The sequence below is a fragment of the Lentibacillus sp. L22 genome, from assembly GCF_040812445.1.
GTDB classification, from domain to species: domain Bacteria; phylum Bacillota; class Bacilli; order Bacillales; family Amphibacillaceae; genus Lentibacillus_C; species Lentibacillus_C daqui.
The window spans coordinates 1-15,398 of the sequence record NZ_JBFNXI010000061.1 but is presented as its reverse complement, the minus strand read 5'-3'; the positions used below and the strand labels follow the sequence as shown (position 1 = coordinate 15,398).

The 15,398-nt window shown below is 38.4% G+C and carries 15 protein-coding genes and 2 pseudogenes; all 17 read right to left on the bottom strand.

Annotation, left to right across the window (positions count from 1 at the left end):
- Nucleotides 1–88: 88 nt before the first annotated feature.
- The gene (locus ABRT01_RS16900) at nt 89–748 is read right to left on the bottom strand and encodes a DUF443 family protein (RefSeq protein WP_367748780.1); all 660 of its coding nucleotides are present in this window, start codon (nt 746–748) and stop codon (nt 89–91) included.
- Nucleotides 749–780: 32 nt separating this feature from the next.
- Complete coding sequence (locus ABRT01_RS16895) at nt 781–1,767, bottom strand: hypothetical protein (RefSeq protein ID WP_269409915.1); 987 nt, start codon at nt 1,765–1,767, stop codon at nt 781–783.
- Nucleotides 1,764–2,201 carry a T7SS effector LXG polymorphic toxin gene (locus tag ABRT01_RS16890; protein WP_269409916.1) on the bottom strand — a complete coding sequence of 146 codons (438 nt, stop codon included), beginning with the start codon at nt 2,199–2,201 and terminating at the stop codon, nt 1,764–1,766. The genes ABRT01_RS16895 and ABRT01_RS16890 overlap by 4 nt, the downstream gene beginning before the upstream one ends.
- Nucleotides 2,202–2,218: 17 nt before the next feature.
- Nucleotides 2,219–2,524 carry a TIGR04197 family type VII secretion effector gene (locus tag ABRT01_RS16885; RefSeq protein WP_269409917.1) on the bottom strand — a complete coding sequence of 102 codons (306 nt, stop codon included), beginning with the start codon at nt 2,522–2,524 and terminating at the stop codon, nt 2,219–2,221.
- 5 nt (nt 2,525–2,529) lie between these two features.
- Nucleotides 2,530–2,886 carry a YwqH-like family protein gene (locus ABRT01_RS16880; RefSeq protein ID WP_367748775.1) on the bottom strand — a complete coding sequence of 119 codons (357 nt, stop codon included), beginning with the start codon at nt 2,884–2,886 and terminating at the stop codon, nt 2,530–2,532.
- Between the two features lie 505 nt (nt 2,887–3,391).
- Nucleotides 3,392–3,511 carry a hypothetical protein gene (locus ABRT01_RS16875; RefSeq protein WP_367748772.1) on the bottom strand — a complete coding sequence of 40 codons (120 nt, stop codon included), beginning with the start codon at nt 3,509–3,511 and terminating at the stop codon, nt 3,392–3,394.
- On the bottom strand, nt 3,508–3,657 hold the full coding sequence (locus tag ABRT01_RS16870) for a hypothetical protein (RefSeq protein WP_367748769.1): 150 nt from the start codon (nt 3,655–3,657) through the stop codon (nt 3,508–3,510). The genes ABRT01_RS16875 and ABRT01_RS16870 overlap by 4 nt, the downstream gene beginning before the upstream one ends.
- 2 nt (nt 3,658–3,659) lie before the next feature.
- A complete protein-coding gene (locus ABRT01_RS16865) occupies nt 3,660–5,225 on the bottom strand; it encodes a GNAT family N-acetyltransferase (RefSeq protein WP_367748766.1) in 1,566 nt (521 codons plus the stop codon).
- A gap of 292 nt (nt 5,226–5,517) precedes the next feature.
- Nucleotides 5,518–6,933: an NAD-dependent succinate-semialdehyde dehydrogenase gene (locus ABRT01_RS16860; RefSeq protein ID WP_367748763.1), complete on the bottom strand. Its 1,416-nt coding sequence runs from the start codon at nt 6,931–6,933 to the stop codon at nt 5,518–5,520.
- A gap of 100 nt (nt 6,934–7,033) precedes the next feature.
- Nucleotides 7,034–8,689, bottom strand: a complete 1,656-nt coding sequence (locus ABRT01_RS16855; RefSeq protein WP_269409922.1) for an amidohydrolase — start codon at nt 8,687–8,689, stop codon at nt 7,034–7,036.
- Nucleotides 8,690–9,043: 354 nt separating this feature from the next.
- Nucleotides 9,044–10,390 carry an APC family permease gene (locus ABRT01_RS16850; protein ID WP_367748759.1) on the bottom strand — a complete coding sequence of 449 codons (1,347 nt, stop codon included), beginning with the start codon at nt 10,388–10,390 and terminating at the stop codon, nt 9,044–9,046.
- Between the two features lie 100 nt (nt 10,391–10,490).
- Nucleotides 10,491–11,846, bottom strand: coding sequence for an APC family permease (locus tag ABRT01_RS16845; protein ID WP_269409924.1), 1,356 nt, complete (start codon nt 11,844–11,846; stop codon nt 10,491–10,493).
- 418 nt (nt 11,847–12,264) lie between these two features.
- A pseudogene (locus tag ABRT01_RS16840) lies at nt 12,265–12,659 on the bottom strand (immunity protein YezG family protein).
- A 213-nt stretch (nt 12,660–12,872) separates the two neighbouring features.
- On the bottom strand, nt 12,873–13,250 hold the full coding sequence (locus ABRT01_RS16835) for a hypothetical protein (RefSeq protein ID WP_269409925.1): 378 nt from the start codon (nt 13,248–13,250) through the stop codon (nt 12,873–12,875).
- A 1-nt stretch (nt 13,251) separates the two neighbouring features.
- Nucleotides 13,252–13,776, bottom strand: a complete 525-nt coding sequence (locus ABRT01_RS16830; protein WP_367748754.1) for a hypothetical protein — start codon at nt 13,774–13,776, stop codon at nt 13,252–13,254.
- A 151-nt stretch (nt 13,777–13,927) separates the two neighbouring features.
- The gene (locus tag ABRT01_RS16825; protein ID WP_269409927.1) at nt 13,928–14,410 is read right to left on the bottom strand and encodes a hypothetical protein; all 483 of its coding nucleotides are present in this window, start codon (nt 14,408–14,410) and stop codon (nt 13,928–13,930) included.
- A 113-nt stretch (nt 14,411–14,523) separates the two neighbouring features.
- Nucleotides 14,524–14,897: pseudogene (locus ABRT01_RS16820) on the bottom strand (YxiG family protein).
- Nucleotides 14,898–15,398: the final 501 nt, after the last annotated feature.

Below are 15,398 nucleotides of genomic sequence, written 5' to 3'. Positions count from 1 at the left end.
TTGATTTATCACACGCTACGTCGCGGCTTAGTTAAATTAACTTTTTACTCCGCGAAAGTTGAGAAAATATTTTATTCCTTGTTCAGCATTAAACCGCTGTTCTTTTGCCACCCTTGAATTTCACAGGAGTAATACCTACTGGTGTTATAAAAATATTGGTATACAGTAAAGCAAACAAAATAACCATTGTAAAAAATAGTGTTACGACATCGGGATATGCAATTGACAAGTAAAAAAACACTGTGTTTAATAGCAAAACAAAAAGATAGGTTAATAAACCCTGCAAAAAATGTTTAAAAGACTTAGGTCTTATCCATAATTTATCTATTGATAACTCCTCAAGGTTAACAGTGCGATACAGCTTTTTTTTTAGCTTGTGATTTAAAAATGCAAACAATACTAATACGATTAATACAAGGATACCAAGAATCACAGAATTGATTAGCGGGGTATCCGGGAGAGCGAAGTAATCTGCCAAAGATTTTAAAAGAGTCGCTAAGAAAATGCCAACACCCGCTCCCAATATACTGGAATGTCCTGTTTTTGTTTGATTTACTTCTGGTGACTTCAGTTTTTCAGTTATATTTGGATCATCCACTTTGAAAACTGTATTCGGAAACATCCAGAAAAACAATGGGAATACAATTTTCCAAAAAGAACTTCCCGTATCCAGGATATACCCTTCCCCATCAATAGTCAGAATTCTATACCGGAGGTTTTTAAATGCACCTTGTACCTTACAATTCATTTGACGATCCCCCATTTCATTCAATTAGTACATTAGGAAAATGGATTGATGAAATCAAGACCACCTTTAAAAGCCTCGCCAGCACCATCAATCATATTACTTACTCCCTCTTTTACATCGTTCTTGAAATCGCTAAGGCTGTCCGTGAACTCGTCCACTTTTTCACCCGCCCACTCCACTCCATCTTGAATGTGCATAACGTTATTATCATAAAGTTTATTAAAACCCCACGTTGCAACAGTAGCCCCTGCTATACCGGCTGCTACTGCCCATCCTCCTGGATTAGTCCCCAGAAGGGCGGCCCCTCCAGCAACAAAACCCGTTCCTAACGTATCTCCTAACATACCTGCTCCTACTTTTCCGGCAGTATGTGTTACAGCTTGACCTGACGTCATGTTATTATTATCCATATCATCATACATTCCATAAAAAACATCTCCCACCATAAACGCTCCGCCTATAGAATTGCCGGCTTTTACGATGTTTTCTCCATTCTTTATGATATTTTTCCCGTTCTCCATAAGGTAATTAGGCAAACCTTTTTCGGGGAGTTCGCCATTCATCATTTTAACGATTTTACCTCTATCTTGTACCTTTATACCATCTGCTTTCACTTTTTTTCCTTGCTCCGTAATACCTTTTTCTATATACTTCGCAATCATACCTTCACCAGACAGTGTTCCAATTTCTTTCGCGTTTTCTATTATAAAATTCCAAACAGTCTTAGATTCTGTATCCTTTCCATTTTGAATATCTTTCAGTCCCGATACAATATCATCGTATTGATCTTTGCTGATCTCATCGTTTTTCAATTTTGTATAGGCCTTTTGCAAGTATGTACGCGAATCTGCATCAAGATCTTTTATCGCCTCATCTCGGATGTCTTTGGCCTTTTCGATTTCCGCTTCCCTCTGTTTCCCCTCATTATAATCCTTTAAAGCTGCTAACCCAACATCCGTAGATTTACTTTTATAATCAGTAAATCGAGCCTCACCATCACTCGTGTTAGCTCTGTTCATAGCGACTTCAATAAGGAAGGGGAAGTTGCGCTACTAATATCCGCTACACTGCTAATAGTATCGTATATGGACTCGTGTTCATCAAGTAAATCTTGGTAATCATCGTTTACATCTTCTGCTGTATCATTTAAATAGTTACTCTGAATAATTGCTAACTTACTAGAATCGACATTTGATTCAAATGTATCTAAGTGCTTCTTTAAATTATTTTCCAGATCTGTAAATAAACCATTAAAGGCTTCCAGAATGGTTTTATGTAGGTCGTTAAAATAACCCTTTGCTTCTTTTGCTGTCTTTCCCGAGAAAGTACTCATTGCATTAATCTGATCGATACTTTCTTGCACATCATCTAGGCTTGATTGAATATCCTCGGACATCGTTTTCAAGTCATCCGAGAAGTCAATAACCTCTGATATGTCTACCTTATGCCCCATTTAAACCCCTCCAATAATTATACCATTGGTTGCGCACCGGTTACATTGGCGGTGGATAATTCCGCCAGCTTTTCATCATTTTCTTCTATTTTTTCTCCAACATTCTCCAATGTATCAATATCTGAATGGAGAAGTGTTTTATATTTTTGTAACAGTTCGATCGCTTCAATTGTGTTTTTTAAGTCATTTTTAAACGGTTTAATATTTGTTTTTTCAAATGTACGACCTGTTTTAATCCCACTTTCAATACTGGTAACCGAAGATCTTAATTTTTCAACTTTTGAACGGAATTCCCCTAATTGAATACCAACTTCTTCTCCCATTCATCTCACTCCTTTTCCGCACTAGCAATCTGACTATTCAGCGAGTCAAGTGTAATTTCCAAGTTATGCAAACCGGTTGTAAGCGATGTTTTTAGTGACTCATACCGTTTAATGTCGTCCTGTATCGCCTCTTGGGCATCTTCCGTCTTGGAAATATACTCTTTCACACTTTTTTTGTATTCACTATAACGCTCCTCAAATTTATTCTCCTTCTCTCCTTTCCAACTGTCTTCGTCAATTTCCAAACTGTCGATGGAACCTTTGGTAGATTGTAATACGGAAATGCTTTTTGCCAGTTTACCTGATGCCTTTTTCAACTTGGCTATTTTCTCCTCCAATTCCGCAATTTGTAAACCGTGCACCATCCATCCCTGCCAAAACAGTCGTTCTTTGCGCATTTAAACTGCTTAGTGTCGAACTGCTCATCTACTCATCTCCTCTGCTATAGAATTTTTATTTTCAAATGCCGATGATCCATAGCACTCATATGAACCTGCACCCCTGCATACAATGATAATTTCCGAATGTGAAAATAAACCAATTAACCTAAATTATATGATACATCCAGCACGCATTCGAAGTGTCTTTTGATCTATTTGTTTTTTGGACAGCATTACTTTATTCCCAGTTACAGGAAGATGGTCAATACCCTGTCATCAAAACCCATTGGTTCTTATGCCCTGATCGACTTAAAGGTATTTATCGGCGGTTTTTCCACTTTCATCGGCGATTCCAAGCAATTTATCAGCGATTTCAGCTCTTTTATCAGCACTTTTCGCTCTTTTTTCAGCGATTCCTAAAACCGGTGAACCTTTATGTGCCTTTTAACAACAAGAAAAAAAGGAGCCGCATTACGCTCCCTTTCCACTAAACCTTGCTATATGAATCCTGAAAAACAATCTCTCCATCCATCACTGTTAATTCCACTTTTACTTCTTTGATTTCTTCTACTGGCACAGCAAGCAGATTACGGTCAAGCACAATCACATCAGCAAGTTTGCCTTTTCCAATGTACCTAGTTCATGTTCCCGGAATCCTCCGTACGCTGAGCCAATGGTGTAATCACGTAATGCTTCTACCAAGATGATCTTTTCATCCGGATTCCAGCCATCTTTTGGATTGTCGGGATTCATCATTAAGAATTTACAAAAGTTACATGTGGTTTATTGCATATTTCCACCCGATACAAATCATCTCTTTTATCTTCTAAAGGTGTCACTGTGCCAACCAGACGATTTCGCCGTAGTGCTTCCAGATCTACTTCCCCCACTACCATCGTCTCGATATTCGCGCCAGTTTCAGCAATCACTCCGTCTGCAGCCAAACTGTAATCAATTGGTGAAAAAATTCCTGACCGCGCATCATTTGTATTCATATGGTAAACCTGTGTCAAATTGCCAACCGTTCCTGCCGTAATCGTAGCTACTTGATTTTCAATGGCTCTGGCTTGTGCACAATAGCGAACCCGTAAATACCCTTGCTGATCCTGCGCGGTAAATGGGGTGAAAATCAACTGGGCTCCTTGATCAACCGCAATTCGCGCAAGCTCTGGAAACTGAATATCATACCCCATTAAGATCGCAACCTTCCCACAATCGGTAGTAATCACGTTTACCGCATTGCCAGGTTGAACCCCCCACCATTTCCGTTCATCTGGTGAAATATGCAGCTTATACTGTTTATCAATCGTGCCGTTGCGATGAAACAGATAGGAAACATTGTAAAGCGACCCATTTTCCTCTACAAACTGCGACCCTGCGAGGATATTGATACTGTATCGAATCGCCATATCGGAAAACGCTCGCAAATAATCATTGGTATACGCCGCAACTTTCCTTACCTGCTTACTTGGTACGGTTTCTCCTAAAAAAGATAACAGCTGCATGGTAAACGACTCCGGGAACACAACGAAATCTGAACGCACCTTAGAACTGGCATCCACATAATATTCACTTTGTGCGACAAACGCTTCAAACGACTTAATTTCCTTCATTGAATACTGAATCGCAGCTATTCGTACCGGGTACGCACGCTGATATAGCTCGTTTGTTTCTGGCAAATAATCTGGATTTTTCCATTCCATCAAGGTTGCATATTTTAACGAGGCATGATCATCTGGTAAATAGTTTGGCATCACTTTTCGCAGTTTAAAGCCATTCATGAGCTGAAAGGTGAGTACGGGATCGTATAAATTTTGCTTGATAATTTCATTGGCATACTCTTCAGCTGACATCTGATCCGCATACTTATGATAGTTTGGCAACCTCCCGCCAAATAGAATACTTTCTAAATTGAACCTTTTACAGATTTGTCTGCGTGCTTCATATAATCTCCTGCCAATCTTCATTTGGCGATATTCCGGATGAACCACAACTTCAATGCCATATAGGTTTTTGCCAGCCGGATCATGATTGCGAATAAACCCTTCATCAGCGATCTCATCGAATGAATGATCTTCCCCATATTCATCAAAGTCAACAATAATACTGGAACACGAACCGACAATCTCCCCGTCATATTCAATACAAACCTGACCCTCAGGAAAAATTTTCAATTGACTTTCAAAGTGTTCTCGTTTAAAAGCAATATCTGCATTGCCAAAACCAAGTTTATTCATCTTAATAATGTTATCGATGTCTTCTGGTCTCGTATTTCTGACAATCAGTTTCTTCTCTATGTTTGAGATATCTGATGATGACATACATTTTCCTCCTCTATTCCATTGACAGGGAATGCGCCCAAAAAGTACGGCGGCCGGCTCGGGCTAGGCGTGCGATTCGCTTGAGTTTGGCTTGTATTCGCCCGGGTTTAGCTTGTTCCACTGAAATTGCATCGCGGTCACCCGAGATTGACATGTATCCACTTGAAAATACACGGCTGCGAATTTAGCAAGTACCCGCTCGGATAAAGTTCACGCCTGTTCAGAACAAGCGAATCACCCCTGATCATGTTTCGCTTAACCAGCATTTCGTAACATACTGGTTCAAAAAATCTTACCTGTTCTCTTTTATAGAAACATACTTTTCCTCTAAATACTCCAACAGACCGTATTTTCCGCCTTCTTTACCAATCCCACTTTCCTTCACACCACCAAACGGCGCCTGAATGGTAATTGGTGTTGGATCGTTAATACCAACAATACCAAACTCTAATTCTTGCATCATTCGAAGTCCACGACCCAAGTCATTGGTGAAACAATAGGCAGCCAATCCATAAGAGGCATGATTCGCGCGTTCTGTCACCTCTTCTTCTGTTTTAAATGTAAAGATCGGTGCTACCGGGCCAAATGTTTCTTCCGTCGCAATCTTCATCTCATCATTGGCATACTGAATAACGGTTGGTTCATAGAAATTTTGCTCACCACCGGTTGTTTTTCCACCACAGAGCACTTTTCCGTTATGTTTTTTGGCATCTTCTACATGACTGGATACCTTTTCTAATGCCGCATCGCTAATTAGCGGACCAACATCGACACCATCTTCCAAACCATTGCCAACCTTTAACTGAGAAACTTTCTCGGCAAGCTTCTCTCCAAACTCTTCAGCAACACTCTCAGAAACGTATATCCGGTTGGTACTGATACAGGTTTGACCTGTGTTTTTAAATTTCGAAAGCAAGACACCTTCAACGGCTGCATCCAGATCCGCATCTTCAAACACAATGAGCGGTGCATGGCCTCCCAGTTCCATAGAGATCTTTTTCACCGTATCCGCTGAATCGCGGATTAATTTTTTACCGACTGCGGTTGATCCTGTAAAGGTGATTTTGCGTACATCCGGATTGCTCGTCATCTCACTGCCGATTTCCTCTGCCTCTCCAATCACGAGATTCGCCACGCCTTTTGGCAATCCAGCTTCATGGAAACATTCAAACACTTTGATGGCGGATAATGGTGTTGCCGGAGCCGGTTTTAATACAATCGTACATCCGGCAGCAAGTGCAGGTGCAATTTTTCGGGTGATCATTGACAATGGAAAGTTCCACGGCGTAATCGCAGCAGCTACACCAACGGGTTGACGAATGACCATTAAGTGTTTATCTGGGTGGGAAGCAGGTACCGTATCCCCATACACACGTTTAGCTTCTTCTGCATACCAGTCCAGATAACTGATAGCGCTGTTAACCTCACTTTTTGCATCTGCAAGTGGTTTCCCGTTTTCTTTGGTAACGGTCTCTGCTAATTCATCCTTACGTTCCTTCATTAAACGAACGGTTTCCGCCAAGTAATGACTTCGTTGATTCCCCGTCGTTTTCTTCCAGGTTTTAAATGCTTCCTTCGCACAAGAAATCGCTTCTTTTGTTTCCGCCTTACCCACGACTGCAATAGACTCAATCACATCTCCTGTTGCAGGATTAACCACATCCCACTTTTCGTTGGATGCTTTCCATTCACCATTAATATAGACCATTGTTTTCCCTCCCATAATATGTGCCACGTGTTTCTTTATCTTTTTTATAATCTTTTTATCGATTGAAGCAGAACTACTTTTAGCGGTTAAACCTTGTCCATCACCTCTCTGCTTTTGCACGGTAATGTTCGGAAGTTGATGAATTGCTCTTTTGAAAAACAATCTTTCCGTCAACCACTGTCATAGCAACTTTCACATCAGCTATATTTTCCCGGGGTATTTTGAAGATGTTTTCATCCAAAACGACAATGTCCGCAAGCTTTCCTTCTTCTAACGTTCCTAATTCATCTTCTCTAAAAACACTGTATGCTGAACCACTAGTGTAAGCCTTCAAAGCTTCTGCAACAGAAAGTTTCTCTTGCGCATTCCAAACATTTTCTCCAGTGTAATCCAATCGATTTACGGCATAATAAATTTCCAGCATCGGGTTCAATACAGTTACCGGAAAGTCAGTACCGAATGATACCTTTATTTCTTCCCCTTGTAATGACTTGCAAGTATATAGATAGGGATGTTTTTCTTTTTTCACCCGTGTCGTATGACTTTCTTTTGGCATAAGCGCCAAATGAGCAGGCTGGATGGAAGGAATAACTCCCAACGCCTTTAGTCTTGATATGTCATTCGGATGAATTACCTCAATGTGTTCCAATGCATGACGCGAATCTCTAACTCCATTTATTTTTTGTGCTTCTTCAAAAACATCCAGACCAAAACTGACTGCTCCATCTCCTATAGCATGAAACCGGATTTGAAATCCTTCCTTATCAGCCTGTAATGCGCGCCTTCTTATCACCTCTTTTGGTAAAGCAGTATTTCCCTTTGTTTCGGGTTTATCTACATATGGATCTAACATATAAGCGGTATGACTTGTCACAACACCATCAATAAACTGCTTCAGCCCCGAAATTTTTAGTTTTCCCGAATCAAAGGTTTTTTTCATATCTTTCGCTTCTTCTATGTTGCCATCTAAAACTGGATAAAGATGAATGCGGGTAGTCAATCGTTCTGCTTCATCAAATTCTTTAAATAAATGGAATATGTCTGGACCATGCATTTGTTCAACACTACTCTGGTATAAATCATTGACTGAAGTAATACCCAATCTGGCCGTTTCCTGCAAAAAAGCCTCCAACAACCCCTGCAGATCCTGCTTGGACATGGCTAACCCGACGTCTGCCACCAGAGATGTTGCAGTTTCAATTAAAATACCGGTTGGTTCGCCATCTTCATCTTTTTGTATCTTTCCATTGGATGGGTTTTCTGTTTCACTTGTTACCCCGGCCGTTTTAAGCGCTTTACTATTAACCCACGCATAATGCAATTCTGCATGAAACAAGAGCACTGGTCGGTCAATGACTGCCTGATCAATAATAAAGCGATTAGGGAAGTCCTCTCCCCAGCTTAAATGATCCCAACCATAACCGATAATCCACTCATCATTTGGCCTTTGATCGGCAAACTCCTTTACTTTTTCGATGGCATCCCCTGAAGAAATAGCATCTGATAAATCAACACTACCATGAATTAACAATGCACCCAGCATAATGTGAAGATGCGCATCGTGGAAACCAGGCATAATTGTTCGATCACCAAAATCAAATTCTTTTGTGTTCGGTCCAATGAATGCTTTCATTTCCTCTATAGAACCAGTAGCTATTATTTTGTTATCCTTCAACGCAATCGCACCCGGTTGGGCATGATCCTGTAAACCAGTAAATACGGATTGACTGGAAAATATTTTGTCTGCTAGAACCATAAAATTATCCTCCTCTTCCAACGTTTTAAAGCGGTTACAAAATGTTTGCATTTTATAAAAGTAGAATTCAAAAAACCTCTAAGGTAGCGACAAAGATTACAAAGAATGAAATATAATCCTACAACTATAGTGAATGCAATTTTCGTGCCAACTACATATTTGTTGATCCAAACGGTTTTAACTATCGTTTTTATGATAAATTGCATAACCTATTATTAATTGCATATTATTATGCGTATTCATTAAATATGAAAACATCCTTGTACCACCTATCCAGTTTTTACTTTAATAACAGCAAAGGAACTACTTCAGCATAGCTCCTTGCTGTTCTTATAATGAAATCTATCTATTTGATTATGCTGTTTCTGTTTCTTCCAATCTTAATTCCGGTGGACGTTTTTTAAAGCCCTTTGTTAAAAACGCTAAATATAAAACCCCTAATAAAAACCAGATGCTTCCAAGAACTTTGGAATGTATATCGAGATTGATAAGTAACCATATATCAAGAACCCCACCGATCAAAGGCATAATCAAGTAACAGATAATCCCTTTAAGCGAACGTTTTTTCTGTCGTCCAAAAAATAAAACAATAACAGAGATATTCACAAACGTAAATGCTAAAAATGCGCCAAAATTAATAAAAGAAGCAACCAATGTCAAACTTAAAAATAATGATGACAATGATAAAATGCTAATTAGCAAAATATTATTGACCGGTGTCTTATACTTTTTGTGCAATTTACCAAAAAATTTCTTCGGTAACTGCCCATCCCTTCCCATAGCGTACAGTACACGTGCAGCGCTGGCTTGTGATGACATGGCTGAACCTACTACACCTGCCGCATACATAATTAAGAATAATGTCTTTAGAAAATTCCCACCCACAAGTTCAATAATCTCATAGGAGGCTGAATCCGGATCTTTGAAACTCGCATAATCTGGCCATACATTGTGTGCGAAATACGACACAATGACAAAAATGAGTCCCCCGATGATCGTGATAATTAAAATAGCTCGTGGGATATTCTTTTTAGGATTAACCGTTTCTTCAGCAAAAGTGGACACGGAATCAAACCCAAGAAAGGAAAAACAAAGTAAAGCTGCGCCGGCCACGATAAACTTTAACGGTTCATCCGTGTTGATAAACGGTTCCATATTCACGAGCATCCCTGTACCTGTACCTTGAAGAATCGTTTTTACAGAAAACAGACAGAAAAGAATGATGAAAAATATGGAGAATCCAATAATCAATACATTCGCACCGGTAGCTAATTTTACCCCCTTAATATTAATAAAAGTTATTATAATAATCAGCAACAAAATCCAAACATACGATGGTATTTCCGGAATAGCCGCCGAAAAGAAAATACCAAACAGCAAATAATTGACCATTGGAATGAAGATATAGTCCATTAATATAGCCCATCCCACAAGAAAACCTATATGTGGACTAATGGCTTTTTGAGAATACGTATAAGCGGATCCGGAGGTCGGATAAGCTTTAGCCATTTGTCCGTAACTATAGGCCGTAAATAACATCACGATTGATGCCAAAACATACGAACCGGCAACCATGCCATGTGATAATTGCGATGCAACACCATATGTGCTGAACACGGTTCCTATCGCCATGAATGCAAACCCGAATAATACAACGGAAAACAGCGACAGGGATCTGGATAATTTCGTATCATCCTTCATTGTGTAGCCTCCCCAAAATCAAAATTTAATCGTTTAATAGGTAATCGCCTTCAATGTGTCTTTTACATATTGCTCCATATACCACAGTTTTACATCCTCATCAAAGGGATGTCGCTTTTTCCGCTTCTTCAAAATCAAAATCAGCCATCTTCCTTTTAAAGAATCTCGTTTGAAACAGCATGTAAATAATCCCGATCGCCACCCAAACGACACCACCAATAAGCGCATCAGCATGCAGAAAGTACCATAAAACACCTGTTAATCCTGCTCCGATAAGCGGCATGATTAAATAGGAAAAAATATCCCTTGGCGTTTTATACCTTTTCTTCCGGAATACAAAATAGGCAATAACGGACAAATTAACAAATGTAAAAGCAATCAATGCCCCAAAATTAATCACAGCAGAAATCAATTCCAGACTAGGGGTTATTGCAAACAACGAGACGACGCCAACTAATATAATCGACAGGACTGGAGTTCTAAATTTGGGATGGACATACCCAAAGAATTTTCTTGGTAATACTCCATTTCGCCCCATCACATATAACAGACGGGAAACACTGGCATGTGACGCAAGTCCGGAAGCTGTTGTCGCTGCAAACGCACCAGCGACGAATAATATTTTGAAGAGTGTTCCACCAAGATATAAGCCTATCTCAGGTAACGGATCATCAACCACTTTAAATTGCGATACATCCGGAAACAATGCCTGGGCGAAATAACCGCATACAAAAAAGATACCTCCGCCTATCAGTACAGTCAGCATAATCGCTTTCGGCATAACCTTGGTATTTTTCGCCTCTTCCGTATACATCGTAATGGCATCAAAACCAATGAATGAAAAACAAACAACTGTTGCACCGGTCAAAACCGAGGTAATCTCCACATTGGAATGAAATAGTGGATCCATTGTCATAATGGTTCCCTGCCCCATCCCTTGTGATAGTTTAATAAAGGCGAGAACAATAAAGGCTACAATTAAAGTGGATACAAAAACGATAAGGATGGAATTCAAATTGGATGTTTTCCCCATACTCCAAATATTAACCCCTGTCACTACGATTACATAGCCAACTACCCAGATCCATGCAGGTACCTCTGGAAAAAAAGACACCATGTAAATGCGAATAATCAAAGCATTGACCATCGGCAACAGCAAATAATCCAATAATGCCGCCCAACCAACCATGAAACCAAGATACGGATTCATCGTTTCTCGTGTATACGTGTAAGCGGAACCAGCACTCGGAAATACTTGTACCATCTTTCCATAACTAATCGCGGTAAATAACATGACAATTAATGCTACAACATATGCAAGCGGTACAACTCCACTGGTTTCCTTTGAGACAATCCCAAACGTATCAAATACAACGGTTGGCGTCATATAGCCTAAACCAAGACCAACAATCGCCCATAGTCCAAGCGAACGCTTTAGCGTATCTTTCTCTGACATTTATCAGCTCTCCTTTACATGGCAATTAAATTAGGTTGAAAGCGGTGCCAATATTAAAATTGTGATACTAAAAAACCTCCTTTTGGATTTGATGTTCCAGTATTATAATAGTTGCAATTTTCATGCCAAGGGCAAAACCTTTATTTCCAGTCATTTTAGCTAGTGTTTCTATGAAATATTGCATAATCTAATATTCTTTTGCATAACGTCCATGTTTTTTAAATGTTCTTTCAAAAAATCAAGCGCCTCAACTCTTTATCAGTCAAAGGCGCTTCATGTTTTTTCTAAATATTTTCCTTTTTGCTCAGGCTATACCAGGATCACTTAACAGATCTTTTTAAAAACCCCTCTTCTAAAAAATAGTTTTTCGATGAGAAATTGCATAAAATTTGGAACCGTTCTATCATCAATTGTTATATTACTTTAAATACTTAGCTTCCCATTTCTCCTGTTTTTCCACAGAGCTGAGCTGGGTAAGATCCTCATATCCATAGTTGATTTTCATTTCGCCAGTATTATTCAGGATAAAGGTGAGGTTGATCCATTGTTCCTGTCCTTGCTTATTAAATTCTTCATGTAATTTCGCAAAACAATGATATAGCTCATCCTCCAAGTCATCGAATTCGTCCTCACCAACATTAAATAAATCGGTTAAATCAAGACTATAGATCGGTTTACTATTAGCTTCAGGGTAATAATAGAAAAAACCTTTTTATACCCGTCCCTAAACTCAGCGTATAGATAAATTTCTTTCCATTCCTCAGGTATGATATTGACTAGTGAGTTAGCAATTTGTTGGTATATTTCTTCCATTGTACTAGTTTCCATCTTATTAACCTCCAGGATAATTAGTCAGTCTATCCAATATATAATATGGATCCCAAAAAGATCGAAGTTACCACACATTACCTTTTGTCGAATTCAATATCTTCTTAACCTAGCAAAAAACCTGAAAGACTCAAAGCCCATCAAGGTTATATTCAAGGGAGGGTGAATATTAAATATAATATGAATCAAGTTTAGGGATTATAAAAATTCGATATTTATCTTGTCTACCTCAACCTCAACATACTTCCCTGTTAAGGGTAAAAAGTCTTGGAAATATCCATCGTCATCCTGGATCGCAATCCCTGCGTCGATATATTCTTCATGTAAAATCCCAAAAATTTTAGATGTATAACCTGCGTTATCAATATTCATTATCCCTTTTTTATCATCGAATAGTTCATGTATTGTAAATTCATCTAAAATGGCAAACCCCAACTCAACTGGATATCTCTTACCTTCCTCAATTTCATATGGACATATAATCGCAAAACCTGTAAATTCATTCCCATTAATTTCGACTCTTACTTCTTCCTCAATATTAGGATTTAATCGTATAACCTTGGCATAATGCTCCACTTTAACTCCACCTTATTCTTTTCTCTATTCGTAAAACTATTTGGAGTCTTTCATACTTTACCCTACTAGCCTCCTTAACCTCCCCCCCAACCTTAAACGCCTCTGCACCTTTTCCCACTATTTTAGCCGGCTTCCCAAACAAAAACAACCCAGCCATCATCTTGTTGGCCACTGTCGCGTTTGGATCTGCGATAGTCACAATATCATCAAACATGAAATTTGCCCCGGCAACAGTAATATGCCCCATCATATATGGATCTCCAGCCAAGTCAGAGTTACCACCCATCACCTTTCGTTTATCTTCAAAGGTAATCGGTTCTCTCGCATAATATTCTCTTTCGCCCTGTGACGCAGATGTTTGCCGGGAGCTGATCATTTTTTGCAGGTCTTCTATCTCTTTTTGCTTTTGTGCCAATTCCTGATTATGGAAACTATGAGGTGCAACTCCTACCTTGCTTGTCGTTACTTCTTCACCACTTATTTTTTGCAGATACTGTTGTATTTGGATTGCTTCCTCATCTGTCATTCTGTTTTGTTCCGCAAGCTCCTGAACATACCTCTGCTTACTTATATCCTTGGGTGTAACATTGTTTATATTCCTGCCATGATTCCGGTAGTGTATTAAAAACTCTATCTCAAAAACCCTCCTTAAGGCGATTAAATCAAGAAAATATTTTTTATTTCATTGGGTCATAAATGGTTACGGTATTATTGATTTTTATTAACAAAGTATCCTCATCAGCGGCAGGTTCATAACCAATTACAACTTTTGGAATATCATAGTTTTTTCTCAAATTAACCAGAAAATGTACTAGCTTTTTCAGCCTTAACCTATTGTCATTCCCCTCATCCATTGATAATTCATTTTCAGGAAAATTAAATACAATGTCACCATTATGTTCATCAAAGGAGAAAACTATTAATACGTTTTTTAACGATATACCTAACTGCAATTCTTCCAAAAATATATTTCCTGTGCCTTTCGGTGATAAAGTCTCTTCCATGTTGTTCACATGAGAAAAATCCAAATCCTTTTCCGAAACATTATCATAAAAATGTGATGACCTAGATCTTAATGTAGATAATTTGAGTTCTTCATCAATTAGTTTATTGATTCTACCCTTACTAAAATCAGATAATATAATCTCTAGATTTTCCATTTATAAACCGCCTTTTTTCATTGGTCAATGAATCCTTTAAAGGTACCATCAAGGTTTAATCAAACTCCGCACCCATCTGGTAATCTTTCTCCAGAAACTCTATTACGTTATATCTACACTAAATTATTATAAACAACACCGTTAATCTTGATGGCCTTTGCTTCGATAAATAACATGGCACTCCAAATTTCTAAGACAAAATTTGCGCTAGAGAAATATTCACTTACTCTTCTTTGGTTGAACTAATAACAATGTTCCCTACTCCTTTCTCAAAATAATCAATTGACGTCAATTCCAAATAATCCTCATCCTCTATCTTATAAAACGAGAATCTTTCTTCCCCATTATTCCTTAAAAAATAATGTGACGAAACACCAACAAAAGTTACATTGAAACTGTTTACATTGCCATTTTCCAAAACCTCCAGGGATAAGAATATCCTATTATTTAACAAATCGAAGTCTAATTTTTTATTATGCCTGCCCATAAGTTGTTTAACTGGGTTTCTAAATTCGCCATAAATTCGCCCCTTATCCCATTTTTTAATGTAGTAATGTAAATCAGCCACTTTATTCCAGCCTCCGTTTATCAGATTAAATCAGCCAAAAATCCGGATTAATTCGATTATCTGGTAACTTTATTTCAGATTTGCACATTCTTAAACACCTTCCTCCAGACGGAATATAAAAGAAGATCCCCCTCAAAAAGGGAGATCAAATTCCTTCACCATACATTAAATCATCTAACATTTCATTTTGTTTTTGTATATCTTTATATCTATCAAATCTATTCATCAAGTATTCAACAGATACTTCTTTATTTTTAACTAATTCACCATCAAATAGTCTTATCTTGGCACCAACATTTATCAATTCATTCCTGAATTATTCATACTTCTAACCAAAAAGATAAATGAAGCTTAGCTCTGGGTTATTTTCGTAAAATAAGATGGAACCTTTCCAGAAATGGTTTGCTTAAACTAGAGATC